This is a genomic window from Flagellimonas marinaquae, assembly GCF_023716465.1.
Lineage (GTDB): Bacteria > Bacteroidota > Bacteroidia > Flavobacteriales > Flavobacteriaceae > Flagellimonas > Flagellimonas alginolytica.
The window spans coordinates 840,705-855,271 of record NZ_CP092415.1; the positions used below are offsets into that span (position 1 = coordinate 840,705).

Sequence of the window (14,567 nt, forward strand, 5' to 3'; positions counted from 1 at the left end):
TTTTGATTCCAATAAAGTTCCAGAACGGGACTGGGCATTGTAAGATTTATTATGCATGCATAATAAAAAACATACAATGATGTATCTTAGATTAAATTATCCTCAGCATGAAAATAGGCATATCCGGAACAGGAAGTTACATCCCCTCCATCATTACTACAAACGAAGCATTTTTGGAACATGCATTTTTAGAAACGGACGGTTCTAAATTTGAACAGCCCAATACGGTTATCGTAGAAAAATTCAAGGCCATAACCGGAATTAAGGCAAGGCGTTATGCAAAACCGGAATTAAAAACCTCCGATATTGGTTTTTTGGCCGCAGAAAAAGCGGTCCAAAATGCAGGAATCGACAAGGAAGAACTGGACTACATTATTTTTGCCCATAATTTTGGAGATCTTACTGCTGGCAAGACCCAAAGTGATATGTTGCCAAGCTTGGCTTCGAGGGTAAAACATCTTTTACGCATTAAAAACCCCAAATGTGTTGCCTACGATCTTATTTATGGTTGTCCCGGTTGGGTTGAAGGAATAATTCAGGCAACCGCCTTCATCAAAAGTGGAATGGCCAAAAAATGTTTGGTTATTGGGGGCGAAACGCTTTCCAGGGTTATCGATCCACACGACCGCGACAGCATGATCTTTGCCGATGGTGCAGGAGCCGCCATTCTTGAAGCCGATGCTCCTTCGGGGGAAATTCTTGCCCACGCATCGGAAACATATGCCAATGAGGAGGCTTACTACCTAAATTTTGACAAGTCCAACAATCCAGAGCAGAACCAGAACACCAGGTTTATAAAAATGCAAGGGCGTAAAATTTACGAATTTGGCTGCATCAATGTACCCAAGGCTATGGCCGAATGTCTGGAAAAGAGCGGCATGGATATTGACAACGTAAAAAAAATCTTCATCCATCAGGCCAACGAAAAAATGGACGAAGCCATAATTAAGCGCTTTTACAAAAGCTATGGCAAAGGTGTTCCAGAGAATATTATGCCCATGAGCATTCACGAATTGGGAAACAGTTCCGTGGCCACCATTCCCACTTTATACGACATGGTCCTTCAGGGCAATCTCCCAGGGCATGATCTACAAAAAGGGGATGTTATCATGTTTGCCGGTGTTGGTGCCGGAATGAACATCAATGCCATTGTTTATCGGTATTGATCTCATCACAAAATCGATCTAACGTAAAAGTAATTTGGGAATTGTTATTTGTTTTTTGGAATTTTAGCCCATGTACGAAAACAACTTTCCCAATAAACGTTACAGGCATACCCTCGAGTTTTTGCAAAAACACGTTGACCCTGCCGAATCAATTTTAGACCTGGGGGTGGATAATCCTTTTTCGGAGATAATGAGGGCCAACGGGTTTCAGGTGGAAAATACAAAAGGTGAAGATTTGGATGTGGACTTCAGCCGGGTTGTCCAATCGGATGCGGATGCAGTGACCGCTTTTGAAATATTTGAACATTTAGTGGCTCCTTTTAATGTTCTAAGGGAAATCAAAGCCAAAAAATTGATTGCAAGCATACCCATGCGATTATGGTTCTCCCCTGCGTATCGCAGTAAAACCGACCCATGGGACAGGCATTATCATGAGTTTGAAGATTGGCAGTTTGATTGGCTGTTGGAAAAATCGGGTTGGCACATTAAAGACGCTGCCAAATGGACAAACCCTACCAAAAAAATTGGGATTAGACCGATTCTTAGATACTTCACCGACCGATACTATATTGTGTACGCCGAAAGACCTTAATGCAACTTGGGATTATACCCACGATTATAGAACATAGCCCATGAGAATAAGCATTGTTGTTCCCGCCCATAATGAGGCTGCCCATTTAAAAGAGTGCTTAAACTCATTTATAAAGCAGACCTGTTTGCCCAATGAGCTCATTGTGGTGGACGATAATTCTACGGACGATACGTTCTTGATAGCCCAAGGTTTTGCCCAACAGCATAACTGGATAAAAGTAGTAAAGCGTTTTTCTTCGGATGAACATATCCCCGGGAAAAAGGTTGTGGACACTTTTAATTTTGGTTTGGAACATGCTTCGGAATATGACCTCATTGGCAAATTTGATGCAGATATTGTTCTCCCGAACAATTATTTTGAAGTCATTGTGAATCAATTTCAGGCCAATTGGAAACTAGGAATGTGCTCAGGACTCCTTTTTATCAAAAAAGGACACAAATGGGTCTATGAGAACATCGCGGACAAAAGCCATATCCGAGGACCGATCAAACTCTATCACAAAGCCTGCTTTAACAAAATAGGAGGCTTACGAGCGGGTATAGGCTGGGACACAGTGGATATTCTTTTGGCCAAATTTCACGATTTTGAAACCTTGACACTTCCCGATCTTCTGGTAAAACACCTACGCCCTACCGGTCATGGATATTCTTCCAAAAACTACAGAGCCAAAGGTATTGCCATGTACAAAATGCGATACGGTCTTGTGCTTACCAAAATTGCCGCCTTAAAAATGGCATGGCAAGCTAAAAGTCCATCGTTGTATTTATTCGCAATATTGGGTTTTATACAATCCTATTTAGGACAAACGTCCAAATATGTGACCAAGAAAGAAGGCAAGTTCATTCGAAAATATCGTTGGAAAGGAATCAAATCCAAAATTTGAATTCATTATATCCTTATAAAAACAACATAACCAGCCATTAAAAATCATGAGTTAAGACCTAAAAGTCATTCTTAAAAGTAGGGCTTAACTCTAAACACATGGTGTACCTTACCTTTATTATACATCTGTTGATTGACAAAAAATCAATTCCTTCCTAGCTTTCCTCAATTGAAAACCCTGTTTCATCAATTAGCACAACTAAGCTACTTAAAGTAAAACTATATTTGCGGAGTAACCTATTGGAAATGAATTCAACAGAGAGTTTACTTGTTTAAAAACAATTTAAATCTCTCATTATAAACCTTACTAATTAGTGCTAAAATGCCCCAAAATTCAACTAAAAAATACTCCAAACTTATGATAGCATCTTTTATTTTCTTGGTAATTGTATTTTCTTTATTGTCTTTGGGTGCAATATTTATCACAGCATATGGCAATGCTTGGAGCCCTTGGTCGCAAAGTACCTTGGAAACCATATGGACTGCAAAAGGATTTATTCTTACCACAACTCTTTCTTTGATTGCTCTAATTGGCTTTATTCAAGACAAAAAGTACGGGATTCTCTGTGGTCTTTCCATTAGTTTTATAATTATACTAGGAATTATTGCCATCTTTATTTTCGGTTTAAATGGCCCCATTAACAATATCTTTTTGTTTAGTTCCATCTTAGTGCTCCTCATAGGCTTTTTAGTCCTGTATGGCATTTTTCAAATGGAAGGAATAAAAAACTTAAGCATATATGATTATTTGATCATCTGTTGTTTAACCGTTACAACACTCCTATGTTTCCCCTCCTTTTTTTATGACAACTAGAGAACTAAAATCAACACAATTAGATTACTCCAAAACCTCTCCAATGGGTCGCCCCGTGGTTCCGCTAGGGAAAGCAACGCCTAATAGAGCAGCAATTGTGGGCGCAATATCCGGGATTTCCGTACGGTTTACCGTACTCCCTTGTTTTATACCTTTCCCATAAAGCAATAAGGGCACATGTGTATCATATATTTGCGGTGAACCATGGGTGGAACCGGTTCTATTGTAAGATATATAACCCACTTCTGGCACCAAAAGAACATCACCTGAGCGTTTTTGGTTGTATCCGTTCTGTAGTATATATGGAATTCCCTCTACGTACTCGTTTTGCCACATTTGGTATCCGGTGTACACTTGACCAATCCCTGCATAGGACAACATTTCCATGGCAATATCTTTTTGTGCTTGCTCTACATCGATGTCCAGATTGGTCAAAATCTTATGATCCAAAAAAACCTGATAATTGCTAATGTTTTTTACAACATCCGTTGTGCCATATTTATACTGAAGAAACTCGTTGAATTGGGCTTTCATACCTTGCATATCCAAATACCCGGATGGAATGTTCGAATCCATTAAATAAGAAGGAACATGGATTGCAGCATGATCGGCTGTCAAAAAAACCGTGTACTCACCTTTACCCACCTTGTTGTCCAATTCAGATAGAATACGCTCTAAATCTCTATCCAATCTAATGTAGGTATCTTCTATTTCTTTGGAATTTACCCCAAAAAAATGACCTACATAGTCGGTACTGGAAAAGCTAATGGCCAAGAAATCGGTTATAGAGTCCACTCCCAAAGCTTCGCCTTCCAAAGCCGCCAGTGCAAAATCTGCCGTAATACTGTTTCCAAAAGGACTTCTTCTCAATAAATCAAACTGACCGTTGTCTTCCCAAATTGCAGGAAGGTCATGTGGAAAAGCATTGGTAGTCTCCCCTTTTTGCAATCCTTCATAATTATTGACATCCAATCCGCTCTCAACGTAAGTTTCTATAGGTTTTAGGGTAGTCCAGGGCTTTTTGTACTCTTCAACCTTATCCGAAGCATTAAAATCCAAGACCCATTGCGGCAACTCCTCCATATAATAGGAGCTACTGATCCAGTTACCGGTTGCTCCACCTTCAAACCAATAGGCCGCATTGGCGGCATGTCCCGCTGGCAACACTGCACCTCTGTCCTTAACGGCAACACCAATTACCTTTCCCCGCATTTGTGTGTGCAATCGCAATTGATCGGTTATGGTTGAGGTCAACATTCTATGCGGGGACATTTTCCCTGCACCCGAAGTGGTTCCTACAGAAGTATAGGCATCGTCACCGGCGCAGTACACATCCTCACCCGTTGTTTTATCGAACCAATCGTTCCCGATAATACCGTGCATGGCAGGTGTAGTTCCCGTGTACACCGAAGCATGTCCTGGTCCGGTGCTGGTTGGCGCATAATTAAAATGATTGTTCTTGCAATTAAAACCTTCGTTAACCAATCGTTTAAAACCGCCTTCGCCATACTGATCCCAAAAGCGGGTCAAATAATCGTACCGCATTTGATCGACCACAATACCCACTACCAATTTTGGCGATTGGGCAATAACTTTGGGCTTTTCTTCCACAACATTCTTTTTTCTGCGTTGGCCGTAAGTAAGGCCGATAGTACAGAATGCTAAAACAGAAACGATAAGGTTGGTTGTTCTCATGATTGGTATTTATTCAGAATTTGGGCAAAACTATAGATTTCTCCCTTTTAAAAATTTAAATCAAGGTTAAATGCTTAACAATATTCTTATTTTTATCAACTCAAGTCCATAAAACGCATGAAATACCTAGAAGCGATTGGAAAATACTTCATCATGATTTGGGAAGTATTTAAAAAACCTACCAAGTGGCGCATAATGAAGACCTTGATCCTCAAGGAAATCGACGAGCTAATTTTTGGTGCTATGGGCATCATCATATTTATATCTTTTTTTATCGGGGGCGTGGTCACTATCCAAACTGCACTGAACTTGAACAATCCCCTTCTGCCAAAAAGTCTGATCGGGTTTGCAACGAGGCAATCGGTCATCTTGGAATTTGCCCCTACTTTCACCTCCATCATCATGGCAGGAAAAGTGGGTTCGTACATTACATCCAGTATTGGTACCATGCGGGTAACCGAGCAGATAGACGCTCTTGAGGTTATGGGAATCAACTCGTTGAACTACCTTGTTTTCCCCAAGATAATAGCAACCATGATGTACCCTTTTGCAGTGGCTATTTCCATGTTTGTCGGTATTTTGGGCGGATGGGTCGCGGCCGTATTTGGTGGTTTTGCACCCAGCGGTGATTTTATACAAGGGCTACAAATGGATTTTGATTCTTACCATGTTACCTATGCCTTTATAAAATCGATCGTGTTCGCCTTTGTGATCGCCACAGTGCCATCTTACCACGGTTTTTACATGAAAGGTGGTGCCTTGGAAGTTGGAAAGGCTAGCACCACATCCTTTGTTTGGACCAGTGTGGTGATCATTATATCGAACTATGTTCTAACTCAATTGTTACTGGGCTGATGATACAAGTAGAAAACATTCATAAATCGTTCGGGGGCAACCACGTTCTTAAAGGAATCTCCACCGAGTTCGAAACAGGAAAAACAAACTTGATCATTGGGCAAAGTGGCTCGGGAAAAACAGTTTTTATAAAATGTTTACTTGGTCTATTTGAGCCCGATGAAGGGCAAATTTGCTACAATGGGCAATACTACTCCGAACTATCTACCAAAGAACGGCGAAACTTGCGCCAAGAAATGGGCATGGTTTTTCAAGGCAGTGCCCTTTTTGATTCGATGACAGTAGAGGGCAATGTTATGTTTCCCTTGGATATGTTCACCAACCAATCACAGTCGGAAAAGCAAGACAGGGTAGATTTTGTCCTGAAACGCGTCAACTTGATCGATGCCCATAAAAGATATCCCGCCGAAATTTCCGGTGGAATGCAAAAAAGGGTGGCCATTGCCAGGGCGATCGTGATGAATCCAAAATATTTGTTTTGCGATGAACCAAATTCCGGTCTCGACCCAAAAACGGCCATTTTAATCGATAACCTGATTCAAGAAATTACCCAAGAATACAATATTACCACGGTGATAAACACCCACGATATGAACTCGGTTATGGAAATTGGGGAAAAAATCATTTTTTTAAAGAATGGAATCAAAGAATGGGAAGGCACCAATAAAGAAATCTTTAAAACCGACAACCAATCCGTTACCGATTTTGTCTATTCCTCCGAGCTTTTCAAAAAAGTAAGACAAATGTATATCGAAGAACGGAATTGATTCCAACTTCAAACATCGGACATTTAATTAACTTGTTTGATCACCAATGTGCTATCCTGTAAACGAAGTTTTAGCCAGGACAACATTTTTTTGGCATCTGTTTGCTTTTGATCGGTTCGTAGCCCGTCTTTCCATTTTACTTCAAATACGGGGACGGTATCCAGTTTGTTAAAATCGGTTTTAATGAGGTACGAAAACCCTAGCGCATCAATATTTTCATAATTGGCCTTGGCCTCGGCACTAATTTCTCGAAATGGGATTTGTTTTCCAACGTTTTTGGTCAACGTTGCCAGTTCTTCTTCAAGCAATCTAATCTGTTCATCCTTGTTCAGCAATTCAGCTTTGTTCTTCTCATACAATTCACTCACATAGTTGAATTTTTCCTCGGAATCGTCCCTACCTCCCTGAATAATGTGCAGTTCGGCATTCTTTAATCTTGAAAATTGATTTTTCTGTGTTCTCCATGTATTGATAACGTTATCAGGAATCAATTCATCACCCATAAAAACAACTTCTACCAGGGATTCTCCATCATCTACATATTCCAATTTGGTCAAATTATCCACATACCTTCCGGAACCGTTGAACTGGTACATCTCTACCGTATCCTGCAAAAATTCTTGTGCCTGTTTTTTAAACAGTGATTCCTGAAATACTTGATAAAATGTGAATCCAGCCGGAATCATAACCAAAATACCCGTAATGGAGGCCAAACGTGCAATCATCCTCCTTCGTTGCGAATTGGCATATCGCACCATAGGAAAACGCAGGTACTTGATGACCAAAAATGTCGCCAGGCCAATAAAAATTGTATTGATTATGAACAAGTACATGGCCCCAGCCGCATACCAAGGTTTACCAATCGCCAAACCAAATCCAACTGTGCAAAGTGGCGGCATAAGAGCCGTTGCAATCGCCACACCGAAGATAACACTGGCAATGGTCCCTTTTTTGGCCCTTGCAATAACAAGGGCAAGCCCACCAAAAAACGCAATGAGCACATCACGGATATCCGGCTTGGTCCTCGCTAAAAGTTCCGAGGATTCATCCCTTAACGGAAAAAGGTAAAAAAACAAAAAGGCGGTGATAACACTGAGCACCACCATTACCGTAAAATTCTTTAGGGATCGCCTCAACGTGTCAATATCGTTGATGGCCAAGGACATACCCATTCCCAAAATGGGACCCATTAGTGGGGAGATCAACATAGCCCCGATCACCACAGCTGTCGAGTTCGCGTTTAACCCGATGGATGCAATAAATATGGAACACACCAAAATCCAGGAGGTATGCCCTTTAAAGGGTATATCCGCATTTATGGATTCCTTGGTGGCAACAGCATCGGTATTGGATCGTATTTCCAAAAGTTCCGAAAGGAATTTCCGAACACTCCCCAAAAGCCCTTTTAGGTCTTTTCTTACTTCGTCTCCACTATCCTGTCCGGAAGGTGCTGTTACATTTTTTTGATTCTCGTTCATATGTTACGCAAACTGATCGCCAAATTTATCCTTTACTTGGCTCAATACCTTTTTAATATCCTGTTGTTTGTCCTTTGGATAAATTAGTAGCACCTCTTCTTTATCCACAATAATATAATCTTCCAGTCCATCTACCACGACTACTTTTCCTTTTGGCGACCTGATCATATTGCCTTTGGCATTGTTCAATACCACTTGAGCGTTGACCACTGCATTATCGGCATCGTCCTTTTCCAATTTTTCGTACAGAGCGCCCCAAGTTCCCAGGTCGTTCCAGTCGAAGGTCGCTGGCAGTGTATAAATGGCCTTGGATTGTTCCAAGATAGCATAATCAATGGATATGTTTTCTGCCTTGGCATAATTTTCTTTGATAAAGGTTCTCTCCTCCTTGGTGTTGTAGCAAGAAATCCCCTCTCCAAATAGTTTGTACTGACTTGGCTGGTATTTTTTAAATGCATCCACAATGGTTTCTACGCTCCACATAAAAATACCTGCATTCCAAAGAAAGTTGCCCTGAGCCAAAAACTCCTTGGCGGTTTCATAATCCGGCTTTTCCCTGAATTGAGACACATTTTTGAGTTGCTCGTCACTACCTTTTTTAAATTCGATGTAGCCAAAGCCCGTATTCGGAAACGTTGGCTGAATACCAAGCGTGCAGAGAGCCGTCTCTTTTTCACATTTATCAAAACAAGCGATCACATCTTTTTCAAATGCTTCCTCATCCTCTATCCAATGATCACTAGGGGCTACAATCATCAACGCATTTGGATTCATTTTTTGGATTTTAAGGGAAGCATACAAGATACATGGGGCAGTATTGCGCATGGCCGGCTCCAGGACCACCTGTTCTTGTTTTACCTTTGGTAATTGTTCCAAAACAAGATCATTATATCTCTCATTGGTCAAGATCAATATGTTTTCCGTTGGGATAAATCGGTTTAAACGATCAAACGTTTTTTGGATCAATGTTTTCCCTGTCCCTAACATATCGTGGAACTGTTTTGGATTGGATGTTGTGCTTACCGGCCAAAACCTTGACCCTACACCTCCGGCCATTAAAACTGCGTAATAATTCTTGTTCATGTTGCTGTTTTTATATTTAAGGCTTGTTATCCACTTGCATCCTTGACCAGCTCAACCTCAGCGTTGGGTTGGAACAAATATAATCTGCCTGTTGATAACTCCACACATTCGTAGCGTTTTACTTTTTTATTTCCTTTTTTGAACAACTTACCATTGTATAGTCTAAAAATACTTCCTTCGGACAACTCGTACACATAACTGTTTTTACGTTCCTCATCATCAAAAGCCTTGAGAGCGATGGATAATCGAGCGTCCGTACTACTGCTCGCTTTCGGGTTTTTAAAATGATTCGCAATTATGGGCAATAGTTGGGATGGAAATACCTCTGGACGAATAAATGGAACCATTAAAAGTTGAAAGGTACGTTTCCATTCTTCCCCGTGCGGTTTTATTCGACGACCGTAGGTCTCAAAGGCCACCAAATGCGCTATTTCGTGGACGAGCGTAATTAGGAATCGGTATTTATTCAATGAAGCGTTTACCGTAATTTGATGCATCCCATTGGGCAATCTACGGTAATCCCCATGCCTTGTGACCCTATGATCCACTATTTTTAGATGGACACTGTGCTTTTTTATTAGCTCAAAACAAGGAGCAACTGCAAGTTCAGGCAGGTATTTTTGAAGGGTATGGTTCACAGGAATAAAGTTACAAGTTTATCCGTACAACGAACTTTGTAAAAACCTACGGGGTACTGTTACTCACCTGTAACAACTTTCCATTGTAGAGTTTATGGCCCGTAAGCGCAAAATCTTTAATGTAAGTTGCCATTTCCAGAGCTGTTACGGGAGCTTGATAACCGGGAAATGCCTCTTCCAACATTTCAGTTTGCACAGCCCCCAAAGCCAACACATTAAAACTTGGGCCTGTCTCCTTATATTCCTCTGCCAAAAGTTCGGTCAAAGTAATTACGGCGCCTTTGCTCGAACTGTATGCGGATAGTCCCGGAAACTTCATGCTGCCCTGTACCCCGCCCATAGAACTTACAGTGACCACATGGCCCTCTTTCCCCATTTTATGACGAACAGTCCGGATCATCTCCGCCACCCCAAATACGTTTACTTTATAAACTCGCTCAAACTCCTCGATAGTGGTCTCCGCAAAGGGTTTGTTCAATAAACTTCCCGCATTGTTGATCAGCACATCCACCACGTTCCATTGTTCTAGAAATGCTTCTACTTTTTTAAAATCGTTCGGGTTACCCAAATCAAACGAAAAACAATGGACATTGGACAAATCCAAACGCTGAACTGGTTGCACATTCCGTGAGAGTGCCAACACTTGGTGTCCCTCTTTGGCAAAAAGTTTAACCAACTCAAATCCAATTCCCCTGCTTGTCCCCGTAATAATAATGTTTGCCATTTTACTTTATTTATTTTGATTCCCACAACAGCAGGAATACTTTTGATGCATTTTTAGGTCAACAAACAACCTCTCCGCCGTTTAAAAATAATTGCCCATTAACTATAGAAACCGAAATACGGTTACTCCGCCAATTTAATCTCTTGGAAAGAGGAGTTGGCTATACCCTCGATTACAGGAATGGTCTTGTTCACCAAAGTAGCCATATGTTCAAAATCCATCAACGATGCTTCGTCCCCTACCTTGTGATAAAATGCATAATTGGTAAAATCAAAAGAGCAGAAGGTATGTGAGGGAACTCCAAATTCTTGATAAAAAGGATAATTGTCCGAACGTTGAAATAGACTGAACTCTTTTGCAGTCGGTAAAAAACCAACCAATTTTTCCTTAGCATATGTATTACTTACCTCTGCCAAATTTGACATTTCGTACCCTGTTATGTACACGGTATAATCCTTTTGGTTCATAGGAACCCCGGTCATTTCAAAATTGAGCATGGTATAAAGGTTCAAGTCCTCTTCTTTTAGTTTTTTTGCCAAGTGCTTTGACCCCAACAATCCTTTTTCCTCTGCACTGAACAAGGCAAATATCAAACTTCGTTTATTGGTTTTGTGTGTACCAAAATAGCGTGCCAACTCCAAAACGGATATGGTCCCAGAAGCATTGTCATTAGCTCCATTGGCGATGTTATCACCATTTTCGGGATCAATAATGCCTATATGATCGTAATGTGCACCGATAAGAATATACTCATCCTTCAATTCCGGGTCGGTTCCCTCGATTACCCCAACAATATTATAGGAAGGTTTCTTAAAGTTTGATAGCGTATCCCGATAGGATGTAAAATACGGAGCAAGCCTATATGATGTAAAATAATTCTCTATGTAAACTGCGGCCATTTCAATGCCCTCGCTCCCGGAATCTCTTCCTTTCATATCATTGGATGCCAAATAGTTCATCATCTCCCCTACACGTTCGGCGTTAGTAAAGGCTTCTTCGGAAACCGGCCGGGCCGGAGATTCATTTTTTGAGGTTTCCACCACTTGAGTGGACCCACAATTCATTGCAAACAGGGTTGCCAAAGCACAGATAACAATCTTCATAATTTCGTTTTTTGAAATTTTTTAAAGATAAAAAAAGCATCCTTAAAAGGATGCTTTTATATATATAAGTTAAGGGAAGAGTCCCTACTATTTTTAGGCAAGCATGGTAACAGGATTCTCTAAATATGCCCTCAAAGTTTGAAGGAACTGGGCCCCTGTTGCCCCATCGACGGTCCTATGATCACAGGCCAAAGTAATTTTCATTGTGCTGCCCACAACTATTTCACCATTTTTCACCACTGGTTTATCTACAATGGCACCCACCGACAAGATTGCCGAATTAGGTTGGTTTATAATTGATGTGAACTCCAGAATACCGAACATTCCCAAATTGGAAACAGTAAAGGTGCTGCCTTCCATTTCGTCCGGTTTTATTTTCTTGCTTCTAGCTCTTCCTGCCAAATCCTTCACAGCAGAACCAAGTTGGGTCAAACTCAACTGGTCGGCAAACTTAATTACGGGAACAACAAGGCCTTCGTCCACTGCCACCGCAACGCCCATGTGCACATGATGCTTATAGATCGTGGTGTCACCGTTCCAAGACGTATTTACTTGTGGGTGTTTTTTAAGTGCCATGGCACAGGCTTTCAACACCATATCGTTGAAAGATACTTTTGTGTCCGGCAAACCATTGATCTGTGAACGGGATGCTTTTGCATTGTCCATGTCCACTTCAATGGTAAGATAGTAATGCGGAGCGGAGAATTTGGACTCTCCCAATCGTTTGGCTATTACCTTGCGCATTGTAGAGTTTTTTACCTCCTCAACGCTTTCTTCACCAACAGGAATACTCACTGGGGCAACTGCTGCGACAGGCTCCCCGGCTTTCTCAGCAGCTGGCGCCGTTTGCGATGGCTTAAAGTTCTCTATATCCTTTTTTACAATTCTACCACCGTCTCCGGTTCCTTTTACCTGAGAAAGATCAACACCTTTTTCTTCGGCTATTTTTTTTGCCAATGGCGATGCAAAAATACGCTGACCATCTTTTGCAGAAGGTGTCTCTACTTTGTTTGATGATTCTTCGATTTTTGGAGCCTCGCTTTTGGGCGCTTCTTGTTTTGGAGCACTTTTTGAAGATCCTCCGGATGCTTGTGATTTAAGCACTGCGTCCACATCCGTGCCTTTTGGACCAATTATGGCCAATAAAGAATCCACTGGCGCTCCTTCTCCTTCTTGAATACCGATATGAAGAAGTGTACCCGAATAGAAAGATTCAAACTCCATTGTGGCCTTATCCGTTTCGATTTCGGCCAAAATATCTCCTTCCTCGACTTCGTCCCCAACACTTTTCAACCAACTGGCCACGGTACCTTCTTCCATAGTATCGCTCAACCGAGGCATGGTAACAATTTCGACTCCTTCAGGAACATCTACGGATTCCGCCGGAGCTTCTGGTTTTTCTTCAGCTGATACCGAAGTTTCTTCCTGTTGTGCAGAGTCACTTGTATTGCCGTTCAAAAGCGCGGAAATATCTTCTCCCTCTTCACCGATAATTGCCAAAAGTGAATCAACCGGGGCCCCATCACCTTCCGCTATTCCGATATGAAGCAAAGTTCCCTCATGAAAGGATTCAAACTCCATTGTGGCCTTGTCCGTTTCGATTTCGGCCAAAATATCTCCCTCTTCGACTTTGTCCCCTACGTTCTTGAGCCATTTTGCCACGGTACCTTCTTCCATGGTATCGCTCAATCTAGGCATGTTGATTACTTCTGCCATCTAATTATAATTTATGTTGTAAAAATGGATAGTCTTCTTGCTCGTAAACAGTATCGTACAATTGTTCTTTTGGTGGAAAATCCGACTCTTCCGCGAATTTTTCACACTCCTTTACCAAGTCCTTGACTTTTTTATCTATTTGTTTAAGGTCGTCCTCGGATGCATATCCTTTCTCCAGAATTACATCTTTTACTTGAGTAATCGGATCTATCTTTTTATACTCTTCTACTTCTTCTTTAGTTCTATAATGCTGTGCATCTGACATGGAATGTCCTCGATATCGGTAGGTTTTCATTTCCAGGAAAGTTGGGCCTCCCCCTGTTCTTGCACGTTCAATGGCCTTATCCATTTCTTTGGCCACAATTGCAGGATCCATACCATCTACAGGGCCACATGGCATTTCGTACCCAAGACCCAATTTCCAGATATCCGTGGAATAAGATGTTCTTGCAACTGATGTTCCCATGGCGTAGCCATTGTTCTCACATATAAAAACAACGGGCAGTTGCCACAACATGGCCAAGTTAAATGCCTCATGGAGCGAACCTTGTCGAACGGCACCATCTCCCATATAACATAAAGTTACCGAATCTCTTTTAAAATATTTGTCGCCAAAGGCCAACCCGGCACCTAAAGGGATTTGCCCCCCTACGATACCATGTCCACCGTAAAAACGATGTTCTTTGGAAAAGATATGCATTGACCCGCCCATTCCTTTGGAGGTACCGGTTACTTTTCCATAGAGTTCTGCCATCACCTTTCTTGGATCAACACCCATACCAATCGGTTGAACGTGATTCCGGTAGGCCGTGATCATACGGTCCTTTTCCAGGTCCATTGCGTGCAATGCACCGGCCAGTACCGCTTCTTGACCATTGTAGAGGTGCAAAAAACCCCTAACTTTTTGTTGTATATATACAGCGGCCAGTTTATCCTCGAACTTTCTCCAGAATAACATGTCCTCATACCATTTAAGGTAAACTTCTTTGGTGATTTTTTTCATCGACTGTGATATTAAATGGATTCGCCCTGCACTAGGGAAGAGCAAAAATAC

The 14,567-nt window shown here is 41.5% G+C and carries 13 protein-coding genes; 5 read left to right on the plus strand and 8 right to left on the minus strand.

Annotated elements, in window-relative coordinates; translation table 11 throughout:
• Positions 1-107: 107 nt before the first annotated feature.
• The 3 genes from MJO53_RS03930 (at position 108) to MJO53_RS03940 (ending at position 2,641) form a co-directional block, all read left to right on the plus strand.
• A complete protein-coding gene (locus tag MJO53_RS03930; RefSeq protein ID WP_252080550.1) occupies positions 108-1,166 on the plus strand; it encodes a 3-oxoacyl-ACP synthase III family protein in 1,059 nt (352 codons plus the stop codon).
• Between the two features lie 70 nt (positions 1,167-1,236).
• On the plus strand, positions 1,237-1,758 hold the full coding sequence (locus tag MJO53_RS03935) for a methyltransferase (RefSeq protein WP_252080551.1): 522 nt from the start codon (positions 1,237-1,239) through the stop codon (positions 1,756-1,758).
• Positions 1,759-1,798: 40 nt separating this feature from the next.
• On the plus strand, positions 1,799-2,641 hold the full coding sequence (locus tag MJO53_RS03940) for a glycosyltransferase (RefSeq protein WP_252080552.1): 843 nt from the start codon (positions 1,799-1,801) through the stop codon (positions 2,639-2,641).
• An 837-nt stretch (positions 2,642-3,478) separates the two neighbouring features.
• On the opposite strand, the gene pafA is transcribed toward MJO53_RS03940, so the two are convergent.
• Positions 3,479-5,149 carry an alkaline phosphatase PafA gene (pafA, locus tag MJO53_RS03945; protein ID WP_252080553.1) on the minus strand — a complete coding sequence of 557 codons (1,671 nt, stop codon included), beginning with the start codon at positions 5,147-5,149 and terminating at the stop codon, positions 3,479-3,481.
• Positions 5,150-5,266: 117 nt separating this feature from the next.
• On the opposite strand from pafA, the gene MJO53_RS03950 reads away from it, so the two are divergent.
• Complete coding sequence (locus MJO53_RS03950; protein WP_224837382.1) at positions 5,267-6,004, plus strand: MlaE family ABC transporter permease; 738 nt, start codon at positions 5,267-5,269, stop codon at positions 6,002-6,004.
• A complete protein-coding gene (locus MJO53_RS03955) occupies positions 6,004-6,771 on the plus strand; it encodes an ABC transporter ATP-binding protein (RefSeq protein ID WP_252080554.1) in 768 nt (255 codons plus the stop codon). The genes MJO53_RS03950 and MJO53_RS03955 overlap by 1 nt, the downstream gene beginning before the upstream one ends.
• Positions 6,772-6,794: 23 nt before the next feature.
• Here the strand turns inward: MJO53_RS03955 and MJO53_RS03960 are convergent, their stop codons facing one another.
• From MJO53_RS03960 to pdhA, 7 genes are all read right to left on the minus strand, one after another.
• The gene (locus tag MJO53_RS03960) at positions 6,795-8,249 is read right to left on the minus strand and encodes a DUF389 domain-containing protein (protein ID WP_252080555.1); all 1,455 of its coding nucleotides are present in this window, start codon (positions 8,247-8,249) and stop codon (positions 6,795-6,797) included.
• A gap of 3 nt (positions 8,250-8,252) precedes the next feature.
• Entirely contained in the window at positions 8,253-9,332 is a 1,080-nt protein-coding gene (locus tag MJO53_RS03965; protein ID WP_252080556.1) for a mannose-1-phosphate guanylyltransferase, read from the minus strand.
• Positions 9,333-9,358: 26 nt separating this feature from the next.
• Positions 9,359-9,970 carry a SprT-like domain-containing protein gene (locus tag MJO53_RS03970; RefSeq protein ID WP_252080557.1) on the minus strand — a complete coding sequence of 204 codons (612 nt, stop codon included), beginning with the start codon at positions 9,968-9,970 and terminating at the stop codon, positions 9,359-9,361.
• A 46-nt stretch (positions 9,971-10,016) separates the two neighbouring features.
• Entirely contained in the window at positions 10,017-10,694 is a 678-nt protein-coding gene (locus MJO53_RS03975; RefSeq protein ID WP_224837377.1) for an SDR family NAD(P)-dependent oxidoreductase, read from the minus strand.
• A gap of 122 nt (positions 10,695-10,816) precedes the next feature.
• Positions 10,817-11,797 carry a M28 family metallopeptidase gene (locus tag MJO53_RS03980; protein ID WP_252080558.1) on the minus strand — a complete coding sequence of 327 codons (981 nt, stop codon included), beginning with the start codon at positions 11,795-11,797 and terminating at the stop codon, positions 10,817-10,819.
• Positions 11,798-11,890: 93 nt separating this feature from the next.
• On the minus strand, positions 11,891-13,513 hold the full coding sequence (locus MJO53_RS03985; protein ID WP_252080559.1) for a pyruvate dehydrogenase complex dihydrolipoamide acetyltransferase: 1,623 nt from the start codon (positions 13,511-13,513) through the stop codon (positions 11,891-11,893).
• A 4-nt stretch (positions 13,514-13,517) separates the two neighbouring features.
• Positions 13,518-14,516: a pyruvate dehydrogenase (acetyl-transferring) E1 component subunit alpha gene (gene pdhA, locus MJO53_RS03990; RefSeq protein WP_252080560.1), complete on the minus strand. Its 999-nt coding sequence runs from the start codon at positions 14,514-14,516 to the stop codon at positions 13,518-13,520.
• Between the last annotated feature and the right edge of the window lie 51 nt (positions 14,517-14,567).